Consider the following 13,787-nt stretch of genomic DNA (forward strand, 5'->3'; position numbering starts at 1 on the left):
TCGTGCGGCCCGCCTACTTCACGCTGACCGACGACGGCTTCGCGCCCGGCGAGAGCGCCAAGAGCTGGTGGGTGCCGGGCATGATCCACGGCCGCCTGCTGGCCGGGCTGCTCGCGCGCGAGCTGGAGACCAGCCACGGCGACCCGGAGTTCCAGTTCAGCCGGCTCACCGTCGACATGTTCCGCAACGCCCCGTTCGAGCCGGTGCAGGTGAGCAGCGTCGTCGTCCGGCAGGGACGCCGCATCCGGGTCACCGAGGCGACCGTGACCGCGGGCGTCGGCGCCGTCGCCCGCGCCAGCGCCGTGCAGCTGCGCCGGGGAGAGCAGCCGCCCAGCCCCGTGCCGACCCGGACCCCGCCGTGGGACGCCCCCGACCCGGGCACCCTGCCGCGCTCGGTGCACGAGTTCGGCGACGAGGGCCACCCCGCCCGCCGGCGGATGTGGATCAAGGAGAAGAGCCCGCTCGTCGACGGCGAGACCCTCTCCCCCTTCGTCCGCGCGGCGCTCGCGGCCGACATGGCCAGCCCCCTGGCCCACCGCAGCGAGGACGAGCTCGAGTTCATCAACGCCGACTACACGCTCACCCTGAGCCGCGATCCGGTCGGCGACCACATCGGCCTGGAGTCCGGCGGCCACGCCAGCGAGGCCGGCGTCGCGGTGGGGCACTGCGCGATGCACGACACCCAGGGCCCCATCGGCTACAGCATGGCCGTCGCCGTCGCCAACATCCGCAACGTCTAGCGACCCCCCACCGGCGCTCGACTTCCCACTCCGCCGTTGCCTGCGTCACAGTGGGGGCGGCGGGCGCCTCCGGGGTGGCCGCCGGTGTCCGAGGGGGGAAACGGCCATGTACGCACGCTCGACCGGCTTCCAGGGCGATCCGCACCGGATCGACGACGCCGTCCACTACATCCGCGACAAGGCCATGCCCGCGCTGATGGGCATGGACGGCTTCGTCGGCATCTCGATGCTGGCCGACCGCAGCTCCGGCCGGTGCATCGTCACCAGCTCCTTCGAGGACCTCGCCGCCCTGCGCCGCAGCGCATCGGAGATGCGCGGCATCCGCGCCCGGATGGCCGACGTCCTGCAGAGCCCCCAGTCGCTGGAGGAGTGGCGGATCGCGCTGGTGCACCGGCTGCGCAGCGCCCCCGAGGGCGCCCGCACCCGCGTGACCCGGTGCCGCACCGACCCGGCCCGCCTCGACCCCACCCTCGACGCCTACGCCGAGAGCGTCGTCCCGCGGCTGAACGACCTGCCCGGCTTCTGCAGCGTCAGCGTCATGGCCGACGCCGAGCACGGCCGCAGCACGGCCGCGGTCACCTTCACCGACGACGCCGCCCTGCAGGAGGCGAGTGCCCGGATGGCGCCCCTGCTGGAGGAGTTCTCCCGGCAGCGCGGCGGCGAGGTCACCGACGACGCGACCTTCGACCTCGTCCTCGCCCACCTGCGCGTCCCCGAGACGGTCTGAGCCGCTCCCACCCAGGACGGAGATCCGTGACGACATCCGAACCGACGCCCGACACCGCGGGGCGGGGCCGGCACGCCGACCCGGCCGACCCCGAGGAGACCGCCGCTCCGGCTCCGGGCACCGGCGCGTCCGCCGCGACCGCGGAGGCGAAGCCGTCCCGGCTCCGGCGGGGCGCCCCGGTCGGCCGGCACCCCGCCGGGGGCTCGCTGCTGCTGAGCTCCGGGCTGCTGCTCGGCCTCTTCCTCGCCCCCGCCGTCCTCGGCCGGCTCGACTTCGCCCTCACCGACCGCGCCACCGCCGCCGCCCGCAGTGCCGCGACGCGGTGGCCGGGCGGCGGCGAGCCCTGGTTCTGGCCGAACTGGGTGGCGCTGCTCGCCGGCGTCGTCGCGGTCGTGCTGGTGGCGGTCGCCCTGACCGGGGTCCGGCTGCCCGACGTCGTCGTCGCGGGGTTCGGCATCGTCCTGGCGGGCGCCACGGCGTGGGCGGCGTGGGCCACCCTCGACGTCGTCGACGCCCGGATCTGGGACCTGCTGCCGGTCTGCGCCATCTGCCTGACCGCGTTCGGCCTGGCCCTGTCGGGGCTGGCCCACTGGCGGTCACCCGCCGACGGCGACCCCGGCTCGGGTGCCGGCGGCGCCGCCACCGCGGTCCTCGCCGGTCTGGGGCTGGCGCTGCTCCTCCTGCTCGGCGGCGCCACCGTCGCGCACGTCCAGGCCGAGGGCCTGGGCCCCGCCGGACCGCCGCAGGACGTGGCCGGGCTGCTCACCGTCCGGGCCGACGACGCCGCCGCGGCCGACGACCTCGCCGGCCCCTGGGTCCCCCAGCTGGAGGCCGCGCGGATCGCCGACGACGACGCCGCCACCGCCTACTCGGCGCGCCACCGCGCCCGGGCGGGGCTGCTGCCGGTGCTGCTCGTGCGCGGCGACGACGTGACCGGTGCCGGCCTGGACGACAGCTGGTGGCTCAGCGTGGCCGCGGAGGGCTTCGCCTCCGAGGCCGAGGCGCAGCAGTGGTGCTCGACCGCGGGCCTCGGCCCGCCCCAGTGCGTCCCCCAGCAGCTCGACGACTGAGTTCCCCGGTCGACCATTCGGCGGACGGCCGGACCGGCGGTGTGCCGGCCGTCCGCCGATGGTCGCCTGCGGAGGAGGAGTCAGACCGCCCGGGTGAGGGCCGGCCAGAGACCGTCCGGGCCGTCGGTGAGCAGACCCTGCGCCAGCACGCGCGACCAGACCAGCTCGCTGCCGGCCTCGTCCCGCCACGACCACAGCCGCTTGGTCAGGTGGTGCAGCTTGTGCTCCTGGGTGAACCCGATCGCGCCGTGCACTTGGTGCGCCAGCCGCGCGACGACCTCGACCGCCGCCCCGGCGCGCACCTTCGCCGCCGCGGCCGCCAGCCAGAAGTTCGCCTCGCCGTGGCCCAGGGACTGCACCGCGGCGTCGGTCAGCGCGGTCACCGCCGTCACCTCGCCGGCCATCTCCGCGAGCTCCATCTGGATGGCCTGGAACTTGGCCAGGGCGCGGCCGAACTGCTGCCGCTCCCCCGCGTACTGCACCGTCCAGGCCAGCACCTGCTCCAGGGCGGCGGTCAGTTGCACCGCCCGCGCCAGCGCGAAGCCTGCGCGCAGCTCGCGCACCTGCGCCTCGCCGAGCGGAGCCCCCTGCGCCCGCACGCCGTCGAGGGTCAGCGACCCCCGGGGCTCGCCGGCGAGGTTCACCGCGGCCGACGCGGTCAGGTCCGCCGTCGGCAGCAGCACGAGCACCGCGCCGTCGGGACCGGCCACGAGCAGGGCCACGTGCGCGGCCACCCCCGCCCACGCGACGTCGGTCGCCGTCCCGCTGAGGGTCCAGGTGTCGCCGGACGGAGTTGCCGTCACGCCGTCGGCGATGCCGAACGTCAGCGGCTCGTCCACCGGAGGCAGGGTCAGCCCGGCCGCGATCACCGCGGGGCCGGCCACCAGCAGCTGCTCGGCCACCGGCACCGCCCCGGCGCCGGCGGCCAGCGTGCGGACGATCGCCACGGCGTCGGCCAGGTCGCCGCCGGAGCCGCCGGCCGACTCGGGCAGCCCGACCCCGGTCAGCCCGTTCTCGGCCAGGGCGCTCCACAGCCCGGCGTCCCACCGCCGCTCCGGCGTCGGGTCGAACGGCTCGTGCCGCGTGAGGAGACCGCGGACGGTCCCGACCACCAGGTCCTGATCACTCATCAGCGCTGTCCCCCGCTCGACTCCGCGCTCGTTCCGCTCCTCGCTCGTCCCTCGCTGCGATGCTCGCTCGCTGTCGTCATCGCAGCCCCAATCCACGTGCCACGATCCCGCGCAGGATCTCGTTGGTGCCGCCGCGCAGCGTGAAGCCGGGCTGGTGCAGCTGCGCCTCGGCCAGCGCCCGCGCCAGCGGGTCGGGTGAGTCCAGCGAGGGCAGCACGTCGACCACCCGGCGGACCTCCTCGATGACGTCGGCCTCGAACGTCGTCCCGACGTCCTTGACCAGCGCGGCCGGGATGTTGGGCAGCTCGCCGCGGTCCAGGGCCGCCGCGATGCGCAGCGACATCTGCCGCAGCGCCAGCACCCGCGCCGACAGCCGGCCGAGCGTCACCAGCCCGGCCGGGTCGCCGGACTCCGCGACCCGCCGGCCGAACTCCGCCATGAGCGGGTAGGTCGACAGGAAGCGCTCGGGGCCGGACCGCTCGAAGGCCAGCTCGGCGGTCACCTGGTGCCAGCCGTTGCCCTCCTCGCCGAGCAGCATGTCGCCCGGGACGACGACGTCCTCGAACACGACCTCGTTGAAGTGGTGCCCGCCGTCCAGGATGCGGATCGGGTTGATCGTGATGCCGGGCAGCGACAGGTCGATGAGCAGCTGCGACATGCCCGCGTGCCGGTTCGCGGTGTCCACCGGGGCGGTGCGCACCAGCACGATGCCGTAGTGGGACAGGTGCGCGTTCGACGTCCACACCTTGGCGCCGTTGACCATCCAGTCGCCGGCCGCGTTGCGCGTCGCCTTCGTGCGGATGGAGGCCAGGTCGGACCCGGAGTCCGGCTCGCTCATCCCGATGACGAAGTAGCACTCACCGCGGGCGATGCGCGGCAGGATCTCGCGCCGCTGCTTCTCGGTCCCGTACTGCAGCAGGTTGGGGCCGGACTGCCGGTCGGCGATCCAGTGCGCGGCGACCGGCGCACCGGCGGCCAGCAGCTCCTCGGTGACGGCGTAGCGCTCCATCGCCGTCCGCTCGTGGCCGCCGTACTGCTTCGGCCAGGTCATGCCGAGCCAGCCGCGGGCGCCCAGCTTGCGGGAGAACTCCGGGTCGACGCCGGACAACCAGGTGTCCACGTGCGTGCGGAAGCTCCCGGCGGCCAGCTCCTCGGCCAGGAAGTCGCGCACCTCGCCCCGCACCCGCTCGGCCGCGTCGGAGCGCGGCGCCGGCGCCAGTGTCAACGGGTTGCTCATGCGACTCCCAGCTCGAGGTGGACTCCTGCGTCGGTTGTACAGGGTGCCCCGGACGTGCGCTCCCGCGGCCGGGATCAGGTCACCTGATCCCCGAGCGTCCTACCTCACCGTGGGACGTGAGGGAGGACGCAGCACGATCAGGTCACCTGATCCCGGCGTCAAAGGCGGGTGAGCACCAGGAGGGCGATGTCGTCGGCGCGCTGGGCGCCGGTGAGCTCGGCCAGCAGGTGATCGCACAGGGCGTCGGGATCGGTCGTCCCCGCCGACGACGCGGCCGCGAGCAGGAGGTCGAACCCCTCGTCGATGTCGGCCGAACGGCTCTCGACCAGCCCGTCGGTGAACAGGATCAGGCCGGCCCCCGGCGGCAGGACGCCCTCCCACTCCACCGCGTCCGACGGCGGCGCGCCCAGCATCCGGCTCGGCCGGACCGGCAGGAACCCGGCCCGGCCATCGGCCAGCAGCACCGGCGGTGGGTGGCCCGCCGAGGCGATCCGCAACCGGCCCGACACCGGGTCCAGCGAGGCGAGCAGCGCCGTGGCCATACGCCGCAGGCCCAGCAGCGGCCACCCCACCTGCAGCCGGTCGATCACGGCGCCGGGAGCGGGGCCGTCGGCCAGCAGCGCGCGGTACACGCTGCGCAGCTGGCCCATCGTCGCGGCGGCGGTGATGTCGTGCCCGACCACGTCGCCGACCGCGAGCCCCACCTGGCCCCCCGGCAGTTCGACGACGTCGTAGAAGTCGCCGCCCACGTCGACCCCGTGGGTGGCCGCCAGGTAGCGCACCGCGATGGCCAGTCCCTCCAGGGCGGGGGGTGCCGGTGGGAGCAGGTTGCTCTGCAGCGCGTGCGAGGTGCGGACCGCGAGGTCGAAGCGCTGCGCCCGCGCCACCACCAGGCCCAGCTGGAGCGCCAGCTGCTCGGCCACCTCGACGTCGGCCACGGTGAACGGCCCGCGCCGGGTGTCGGCCCCGATGGTGAGCACACCCAGCTGCCGCCCCTCGGCGGTCAGCGGCACCGCGACCAGGGCGGCGAGGTCCAGCGCCCGCATCAGCTCGAGGTGCGCGTCGTCCACCGCGGCCGAGCGCATGAAGTCGTCGTCGACCGTGCGGATCCACTGCGTCCAACCGGTCTGCAGCGCACGGACGCTGGGGTGCGCGGTCGAGCGGCGGGGCAGGTGGTGGGTGCGCAGCTCCTCGGCGAGGTGCCGGCGCTGCGGATCGCCGTGGCGGACGGCGGGCCGGACGAGCCCCTCGTCGGTGTCCAGGTCGACGACGCAGACGTCGGCCAGCCGGTCCACGACCAGCCCGGCCAGCCGGTCCACGGTCTCGGTGACGTCTGCGGCCTCGGCGAGCAACCGCGCCGCCTCGAGCAGGAACGACGCCCGTTCCGCCTGCCGGGCCGTCTCCTCGTGCAGGCGGGCCCGCTCCAGCGCCTGCCCCGCCTGGCGGCCGATCGTCCAGAGCAGGTTGACGTCGGCCGTGCTGAGCGTGGCGGCTCCGTCCGCCGGCTCCAGGCTGATCAGGTCGTCGACGCCCTCGCCGAGGGCGAGCACCAGCACTCCGAGGCGCCGGCCGTCGGCGGTCACCGGCACCACCACGAGCTCGGACAGGCCCGCGTTGGCCATCGCCACGGCCAACGCCGGCTGCACCCGCCGCAGCCGGTCGTCACCGACGATCGACCGGACCCCGCGCGCGAGCTCCACGGCGAGCTGGCTGCCCGCGGCGTCGCGCAGCTCCAGCAGGAGTCCGGGCGGCAGCCCCTGGGAGCGGGCCGGCCGCAGCGCGGGCATCGCCTCGGGGTCGTGCGGGTCGGTGTCGACCAGGATCAGCGCCGCCCCCCGGGCCCGCAGGGCATCGCTGCTGCGCTCCACGATGACCGAGGCGACATCCTCCACCGAGACGGCGGCGGCCAGGTCCGACACCACCATCTGCAGCGTCAGCGACCGGAGCTCGGACTCCTCGGCGGTGCGCTGCGCGGCCAGCAGCTCGCGCTCGTAGCGCCGCCGGGCCGTGGCCTCGAACACCGTCGCCCGCAGGAGCAGCGGCGTCCCGTCGTCGTCCCGGATCTCCACCGCGTTGGCCAGGCAGGCCAGCGGCGTCCCGTCGGCCCGCACCAGGTCCAGCGCGATCTCGCGGACGGCGCCCTGCATGCGGAGCAGCGGTATCAGGTGGGTCTCGTAGTAGACCCGCCCGCCCATGCTCAGCAGGTCCTGGAAGCGCACTCCCAGCACCTCGCCGGCGGGCCGGCCGATCCAGTCGCAGAAGGTCCGGTTGACCTTGACGATCCGGCCGTCGGGCAGCGACGACAGGTAGCCCATGGGGGCGTTCTCGTAGAGGTCGGCGGGATCGTCCTCGAGCAGGTGGTCCAGCCGGCCGCACTCCTCCGGGCGGTTCCCTCCCGGGTCCTGCGCCCTGGACACGGTCACCCCGGCAGGAAGGCCCGGATCGCCGCCGCCGTCTCCTCCGGGGCGCTCAGGTGTGGGCAGTGACCGGTGGCCGCGAGCTGGGTGAAGACGCTGCCGGGGATCTGCTCGTGCACGTAGCGGCCCACCACCTCGGGCGCGATCACGTCCTCGGCGCACTGCAGCACCAGCGTGGGGACGGCGACACCGGCGAGGTCGGCGCGGTTGTCGGACAGGAACGTCACGCGGGCGAAGTGCCGGGTGATGTCCGGATCGGTGCGGCAGAAGCTGTTGGTGAGCTCGGCGGCCAGCTCCGGCTGGTCCGGCGTGCCCATGATCACCGGCGCCATCTGCGCCGACCAGCCGAGGTGGTTGGCGTCCAGGGCGTCGAGCAGCCCGGCGATGTCGGTGCGGCTGAACCCGCCCACGTAGTCGCCGTCGTCGACGTAGCGCGGGCTGGGGCCGATCATCACCAGCCCGCCGAACAGCTCGGGGGCCTCCTGCAGGGCGAGCACCCCGATCATCGCGCTCACCGAGTGCCCGACGAACACCACGTCGGACAGCTCCAGCGCGCGGCAGATCTCGACGACGTCCGCGGCGTACCCGCGCAGCGAGTTGTACTTGGCGCGGTCGTAGGCCTGCAGGTCGGAGTTGCCGGCGCCGACGTGGTCGAACAGCACGATGCGGTGGTCGGTCTCGAACTCCGGGACGACGAACCGCCACATCTCCTGGTCGCAGCCGAACCCGTGGGCGAACATCATCGGCCGGCCCTGGGGCGAGCCGGTGAGGCGCACGCAGTTCCGCTGCAGGACCTTCTCCACGCGGTCGACCCTAAGGGAGGACGACGGGCCTGTCTGCGGTCCACGCCCCTCCGATCGGTGACGGTGGGTCAGCCGCCGGACGCGGACGGACAGGCGCACCGGCGCGCGGCCGCGCCCCCGAGGGTCTGGTCGACGATCCCCCTGTCGGGCGTTCCCGGACGGTCCTACCCTCGCCGCGTCGTCCTCGATCCGGGCCGGCCGGATCGCCGGCCCGACGCCCAGCGAGGTGCACCATGACCGCTGTCCAGGCCGCTGCGGGCACGTCCGTGCTGCCGGTCCCCCGCCGCCCGGGCGACGACGTCCCGCCCGGCTCCCGGCGCGTGCCGCCGGCCCCCAGCAGCGCCGCCGGCGCCTCCCAGCGGGTGCTGCACCAGGTGGTCCGCCGCGAGCTGCACCTGCTCGCCGATCTGCTCACCTGGGCCCCGCCGGCCGACCCGGCACGCACGCGCGCCCTGACCGCGCACGCCGACCTCGTCGGGCGGTTGCTGCTCGCGCAGCACCGGCTGGAGCGCGACGCCCTGTGGCCCGCGCTGCTGGGCGCCGTGCCGGAAGGACGGCAGGCGCCGCTGCGGAGCGCCGTCGCCGACTGGACCGCCCGTGCCGGCCGCATCGACTCCGCCGTGCGCGACCTCGGCACCGCGGCGCGCCAGTGGGCGGTGGCGGGCACCCCCGCCGCCCGGGACGGCCTGGCGCGGGACTGCCGCGGCCTGGCCGACGCCGTCGCGGACCACACGGCCGCCGAGGAGCGCGACCTGCTGCCGCTGCTGGACGCGCACCTGGGGGCCGCGACGTGGTCCGCGGTCGCCTCGGCGGCGCACCTCCGGCTGAGCGCACGGGAGCGGCGGCTCGTGCTCGGCCTGGCGCTGGAGGACAGCTGCGCCGGGGACCGGGCACGGATCCTCGGCGGGCTGTCCCCGCTCGGCCGGCTGGCCTGGCGGTGGCGGGGCGCCCGCCGGCACCGCGCGGACGTCGTCCGCCTGCGGGGGGCGCCCCCGGCGCGGTGAGGTGCCGCGTCAGTAGCGGGACGTGCCGCAGTCGGTGCACCGCTTGCGGACGGAGCTGGTCTCGGTTCGGCAGTTCTCGCAGGTCCAGCGGTCGCGGCCGCTGCTGTCGGGAGCGGTCCGCTCAACCGGCCGTTCCAGGGTGCTCGTCGTCATGTCCGTTCCCCTCGTCGAGTACGGGAGCGACGCTAGGCAGCCGCTGTGACGGCACGGTGTCCGCAGGGTTGCCAGGCGACGCGACGGCGATGAGTTGGCTCACTCGTGGCGGTCTCCTCTGCCGTGACCACGTTCGTGCTCGTTCCCGGAGCGGGCGGCAACGCCTCCTACTGGCGGCTGCTGGTGCCCGAGCTGGAGCGCCGCGGGCACCGAGCCCTGGCCGTGGGCCTGCCCGCCGCCGACCCGGACGCCGGGCTGGCCGCGTACTCCACCGCCGTCGTCGGCACCGTCCGGACGGCGCTGGGCGGTTCCCCCGATCCCGTGGTGCTCGTCGGCCAGTCGATGGGCGGGCTGACCGCACCACTGGTCTGCGACCGGCTGCCGGTGCGCCTGCTGGTCCTGCTCAACGCGATGGTGCCCAGCCCGGGCGAGACGGGCGGCGCGTGGTGGACGAACACCGGCCACGCCGATCCCGGGGATCCGACGGAGGCGTTCTTCGCCGACGTGCCCGCCGACGTCGCCGCCGCGGTGCAGGCCGAGCCCTTCGAGCAGGCCGATCGCCCGTTCGCGGACCCCTGGCCGCTGGACCGCTGGCCCGACGTGCCCACCCGCGTGCTGGCCGGACGCGACGACCGCTTCTTCCCGCTGGACTTCCAGCGCCGGATCGCCCGGGACCGGCTCGGCCTGACGGTCGACGAGCTCCCCGGCGGTCACCTCGTGGCCCTCAGCCGGCCGGCGGAGCTCGCCGATCGGCTGGTCTCCTACCTCGACGCCTGACCGGCTGCGCCGCGCGCTTGGATCGCGTGGTCCCGTCCCGTCGGCGGCCCCGAATCGCCGGGATCACGGAATCCCGACGCCGGAGTGGGCGCGCGCATAATGGGCGGCCGCCACGACCGGCGCTCCCGCACGGGAGGTAGTGCACGTCCGACCGAAAGCGGCACGACTTGTCGACAGCTCGAACCGCGGACGGCCCCGACTCCGGGATCGCCGCGGAGCAGCCCTACGTGACCGCGCTGTTCGACCGGCTCGACGAGGTGCGCGCGCGCAGTGTCGGCCGGCTCGCCGACGCGCTGGCCCTGGTGCCGCACAACCCCCAGGCCGTGGGCGAGCGGGAGGCCGCCGTCGAGCTGCACAGCCGGCGCATCGTCGCCCTCGACGCCGCCGAGAGCGGCCTGGTCTTCGGCCGGCTCGACCGGCACGACACCGCGACGCCCCGCTACATCGGCCGCATCGGGCTGTTCGCCGACGGCGCCGACGAGCCGCTGCTGGTCGACTGGCGGGCGCCGGCCGCCCAGCCCTTCTACACCGCGACGGCGCTGCACGACCAGGGCGTGCGCCGCCGCCGGCACATCCGCACCCGCGGCCGCACGGTGGTCAGCGTCGCCGACGAGACCCTCGACATCAGCGAGGCCGCACTCGAGGGCGGCGCCGGCGAGCGCGGCGGGCTGGCCGGGGAGTCGGTGCTCCTCGCCGCGCTGAACGCCTCGCGCACCGGCCGGATGACCGACATCGTCCGCACCATCCAGGCCGAGCAGGACCGGATCATCCGCGCCGACGTCCGCGGCGTGCTCGTCGTCCAGGGCGGGCCGGGGACGGGCAAGACCGCCGTGGCGCTGCACCGGGCCGCCTACCTGCTCTACACCCACCGCGAGCGGCTGGCCCGCAGCGGTCTGCTCGTCGTCGGCCCCTCCCCCACCTTCCTCACCTACATCGCCGACGTGCTGCCCTCCCTGGGCGAGACCGGCGTCGTCCTCGCCGACCTCGGCGGGCTGCGCCCGGGCCTGCAGGCGCACGCGCCGGAACCGCCGGAGGTGGCCGAGGTCAAGGGCCGGCTGGCGATGGGTGACGTCGTCGCCGCGGCGGTCAAGCAGCGCCAGGCGGTGCTGGACCGCCCCGCCGAGATCACCATCGACGGCGTCCCGCTGCGCTTCACCAAGGCCGACGCCGCCCGCGTGCGCAGCCGCGCCCGCGCCGCCTCCCGCGTGCACAACGAGGCCCGGCCCGCGGCCGCGCGGACGGTCATCGAACTGCTGGCCCGCAAGTACGCCGACAAGTTGGGCGAGAACGTGCTCGGCGGGGCGAACCTGCTCGACCGGGACGACGTCGCCGCCCTGCGCCGCGAGGTCTCGGCCGAGCCCGCCGTGCACGCGCTGATCGACCGGCTCTGGCCCCGGCTGACCGCGGAGCGGGTGCTCCGCGACCTGTTCGCCTCCCGCCGGCAGCTCGACGCGGTCGCGTCCGGGCTGACGGAGGCGGAGCGGGACCTGCTGCACCGGCCGCCGTCCTCGCCGTGGACGCCGGCCGACGTCCCGCTGCTCGAGGAGGTCGACGAGCTGCTGGGCATCGACGAGTCCGCGCAGCGGCGCGCCGAGGAGCGCGACCGGCAGCGCCGGCTCCGGGACGCCCAGGAGACCCTGGACATGCTGCACGGCTCCCGGTCGACCGACGCGGAGACCGAGGACGAGGCCGAGGAGCTGCTGGCCGGCGACCTGCTCGACGCCGAGGGGCTGGCCGACCGGCACGAGGAGACCGACTACCGCAGCACCGCCGAGCGGGCCGCGGCCGACCGCACCTGGACCTACGGGCACATCATCGTCGACGAGGCCCAGGAGCTCTCGGCCATGGCCTGGCGGCTGCTGCTGCGCCGCTGCCCGACCCGCTCGATGACCGTGGTGGGCGACGTCGCCCAGACCAGCACCCTCGCCGGCGCCACCAGCTGGTCCGACGTGCTCGACCCGCACCTCGGCCGCACCTGGCAGCTGGAGGAGCTCACCGTCAACTACCGCACCCCGGCCGAGATCATGGCCGTGGCCGCCGAGGTGCTCGCCGCCACCGGCGCCCCGGCGTCGGCCGCGACGTCGGTGCGGTCCACCGGCGTGCACCCCTGGGCGCAGCGGGTCGACGACGCCGGACTGCCCGACGCCGTCGCCGAGGCCGCGCTCGGGCTGGACAAGGAGGAGGGCACCCTCGGGGTGCTCGTGCCGCGCAGCCGGCTGGACGCGGTGAGCGCCGCGGTGGCTGCCCGCCTGCCCGCCGACCCCGACCGCGCCGACGCCCCGGTCGTGCTGCCGCCCGAGGGCGCCAAGGGCCTGGAGTTCGACTCGGTCCTCGTGGTCGATCCGGCCGCCATCGTGGCCGAGGGGGTCCGCGGGTGGAACGACCTCTACGTCGTCCTCACCCGCGCCACCCAGCGGCTCGGCGTCCTGCACCCCGGCGCGCTGCCGGCCGAGCTGTCCGGCCTGGAGCAGCGCTCCTAGCGGACGTCGAGGAGGACGCCGCTGTCCGGCCGCGCCGGGATGCGGTGCAGCGCGATCTCCAGGTCCTGCTCCGGCACCGCGAACTCCAGCCGGGCCAGCCGGACCGCGAGCGCCGACAGCAGGCCCACGGTCAGCGCCTCGCCCGGGCAGCGGTGGTTGGTGCGCGGGTCCCCGCCGCCCTGCGGGACGAGCTCGAACGCGCCGATCTCCCGGTCCAGGAACCGCTCCGGCCGGAACGCGTAGGGATCCGGCCACAGGTCCGCGTCGTGGTTCTGCCCGTAGAGGTCGAGCAGCACCATCGAGTTCTCCGGGATGCGCTCGCCGTCGTACTCGGTCTCCTGCGGCGCCCGCCCGCCGATGAACGGGGCGAACGGGTAGAACCGGCGCACCTCGTGCGCCCACGCCTCGGCGAACGCGGGGTCGCCGCCGGCCAGCCGCTCGCGATGCTCGGGCCAGCGGATCAGCGCGTGCCCGGAGAAGGCCATGAACCAGGCCACGGCGGTGGTCGGCCGGATGATGTTGAGCAGCTCGACCGCCGCCACGTGCGGGTCCAGCCGTTCGCCGTCGGCGTCGGTGTGCCGGGCGACGACGTCGACCGCGCACCCCTCGGGCACCGTTACCGCACCGCTGCGGACGTCGGTGACGAGCTGGGACAGCCAGGCCTCGCGGCGCCCACGGGCCCGGCGCGCCCGCCAGTGCCGGGGGCCGCCGGTGGCGAACCCGTCGACCATCGACACCAGGTCGCGGGCGAGGGCCGGCACCTCGTCGTCGGCGACCGGCACACCCGCCCAGCGGCAGACGGTGCCGGCGATGACCTGGGCGGACTCGTCGAACAGCACGATCCGGCGGCCCGGCCAGCGGGCGGCCGCGTCGTCCCAGGCCGAGGTGGCCTGCTCCACCAGCGCGGCGATGCCGTCCTCGCGCATGAGCAGCGCGACGAACATCGCCTTGCGCACCCGGTGCATCTCCCCGTCCAGGGTGTGCACCGCCCCCTTGCCGAACAACGTGCCCTGCACCGGCTCGGGGATGGCGTGCGCCCGGCGGACGTGGTCCTCGTCGTACAGGAAACGAGCGGCTTCCGGCCCCTCGATCGCCAGTACCTTGAGCCCGCCCAGCCGGGTGGGGACCGTCCGCCGGCCGGCCTGCCGTCGCTTGTCCGGCAGCCAGCCGTATCCCCGGGTCAGCAGCTTCAGGCTGTTCTCGAGTCGCGCCACACTGGACCGTTGCCCCGTCGTGCCGCCGGGCAATC

12 protein-coding genes are annotated in these 13,787 nt (G+C 75.5%); 6 read left to right on the forward strand and 6 right to left on the reverse strand.

Annotated elements, in window-relative coordinates:
* The first annotated feature begins 2 nt into the window (after positions 1–2).
* The 3 genes from ACI793_RS08925 to ACI793_RS08935 all read left to right on the forward strand — a co-directional run bounded on the left by ACI793_RS08925 (position 3) and on the right by ACI793_RS08935 (position 2,537).
* On the forward strand, positions 3–740 hold the full coding sequence (locus tag ACI793_RS08925; protein WP_456606020.1) for an acyl-CoA thioesterase domain-containing protein: 738 nt from the start codon (positions 3–5) through the stop codon (positions 738–740).
* A gap of 106 nt (positions 741–846) precedes the next feature.
* Positions 847–1,467, forward strand: coding sequence for a hypothetical protein (locus tag ACI793_RS08930; protein WP_456606021.1), 621 nt, complete (start codon positions 847–849; stop codon positions 1,465–1,467).
* A 26-nt stretch (positions 1,468–1,493) separates the two neighbouring features.
* Complete coding sequence (locus ACI793_RS08935) at positions 1,494–2,537, forward strand: hypothetical protein (protein WP_456606022.1); 1,044 nt, start codon at positions 1,494–1,496, stop codon at positions 2,535–2,537.
* Positions 2,538–2,617: 80 nt separating this feature from the next.
* Here ACI793_RS08935 and ACI793_RS08940 read toward each other — a convergent pair whose 3' ends face one another.
* From ACI793_RS08940 to ACI793_RS08955, 4 genes are all read right to left on the reverse strand, one after another.
* Positions 2,618–3,667 carry an acyl-CoA dehydrogenase family protein gene (locus ACI793_RS08940; RefSeq protein WP_456606023.1) on the reverse strand — a complete coding sequence of 350 codons (1,050 nt, stop codon included), beginning with the start codon at positions 3,665–3,667 and terminating at the stop codon, positions 2,618–2,620.
* Positions 3,668–3,743: 76 nt separating this feature from the next.
* A complete protein-coding gene (locus ACI793_RS08945) occupies positions 3,744–4,904 on the reverse strand; it encodes an acyl-CoA dehydrogenase family protein (RefSeq protein WP_456606024.1) in 1,161 nt (386 codons plus the stop codon).
* 158 nt (positions 4,905–5,062) lie between these two features.
* A complete protein-coding gene (locus tag ACI793_RS08950) occupies positions 5,063–7,327 on the reverse strand; it encodes a SpoIIE family protein phosphatase (protein ID WP_456606025.1) in 2,265 nt (754 codons plus the stop codon).
* Positions 7,324–8,124, reverse strand: a complete 801-nt coding sequence (locus ACI793_RS08955) for an alpha/beta fold hydrolase (protein WP_456606026.1) — start codon at positions 8,122–8,124, stop codon at positions 7,324–7,326. Before ACI793_RS08955 ends, ACI793_RS08950 begins: the two co-directional genes overlap by 4 nt.
* A gap of 233 nt (positions 8,125–8,357) precedes the next feature.
* Between ACI793_RS08955 and ACI793_RS08960 the strand changes: the two genes are divergently transcribed.
* Positions 8,358–9,128: a hemerythrin domain-containing protein gene (locus ACI793_RS08960; protein ID WP_456606027.1), complete on the forward strand. Its 771-nt coding sequence runs from the start codon at positions 8,358–8,360 to the stop codon at positions 9,126–9,128.
* Between the two features lie 9 nt (positions 9,129–9,137).
* Here the strand turns inward: ACI793_RS08960 and ACI793_RS08965 are convergent, their stop codons facing one another.
* Entirely contained in the window at positions 9,138–9,281 is a 144-nt protein-coding gene (locus ACI793_RS08965; protein ID WP_456606028.1) for a hypothetical protein, read from the reverse strand.
* Positions 9,282–9,404: 123 nt separating this feature from the next.
* Here ACI793_RS08965 and ACI793_RS08970 point away from each other — a divergent pair, with 123 nt between their 5' ends.
* Both ACI793_RS08970 and ACI793_RS08975 read left to right on the forward strand, forming a co-directional pair.
* Complete coding sequence (locus tag ACI793_RS08970; RefSeq protein ID WP_456606029.1) at positions 9,405–10,058, forward strand: alpha/beta fold hydrolase; 654 nt, start codon at positions 9,405–9,407, stop codon at positions 10,056–10,058.
* A 167-nt stretch (positions 10,059–10,225) separates the two neighbouring features.
* A complete protein-coding gene (locus tag ACI793_RS08975) occupies positions 10,226–12,538 on the forward strand; it encodes a helicase (protein WP_456606030.1) in 2,313 nt (770 codons plus the stop codon).
* On the opposite strand, the gene ACI793_RS08980 is transcribed toward ACI793_RS08975, so the two are convergent.
* Positions 12,535–13,752: a cytochrome P450 gene (locus tag ACI793_RS08980; RefSeq protein WP_456606031.1), complete on the reverse strand. Its 1,218-nt coding sequence runs from the start codon at positions 13,750–13,752 to the stop codon at positions 12,535–12,537. The two genes, ACI793_RS08975 and ACI793_RS08980, sit on opposite strands and share 4 nt — an antisense overlap.
* Between the last annotated feature and the right edge of the window lie 35 nt (positions 13,753–13,787).

The sequence above is a fragment of the Blastococcus sp. SYSU DS0617 genome (assembly GCF_054051075.1).

Bases quoted from the DNA above. Each gene is read 5' to 3' on its own strand.
- ACI793_RS08930 (WP_456606021.1), top strand. From the start codon at position 847: ATGTACGCACGCTCGACCGGCTTCCAGGGCGATCCGCACCGGATCGAC.
- ACI793_RS08940 (WP_456606023.1), bottom strand. From the start codon at position 3,667: ATGAGTGATCAGGACCTGGTGGTCGGGACCGTCCGCGGTCTCCTCACG.
- ACI793_RS08945 (WP_456606024.1), bottom strand. From the start codon at position 4,904: ATGAGCAACCCGTTGACACTGGCGCCGGCGCCGCGCTCCGACGCGGCC.
- ACI793_RS08960 (WP_456606027.1), top strand. From the start codon at position 8,358: ATGACCGCTGTCCAGGCCGCTGCGGGCACGTCCGTGCTGCCGGTCCCC.
- ACI793_RS08965 (WP_456606028.1), bottom strand. From the start codon at position 9,281: ATGACGACGAGCACCCTGGAACGGCCGGTTGAGCGGACCGCTCCCGAC.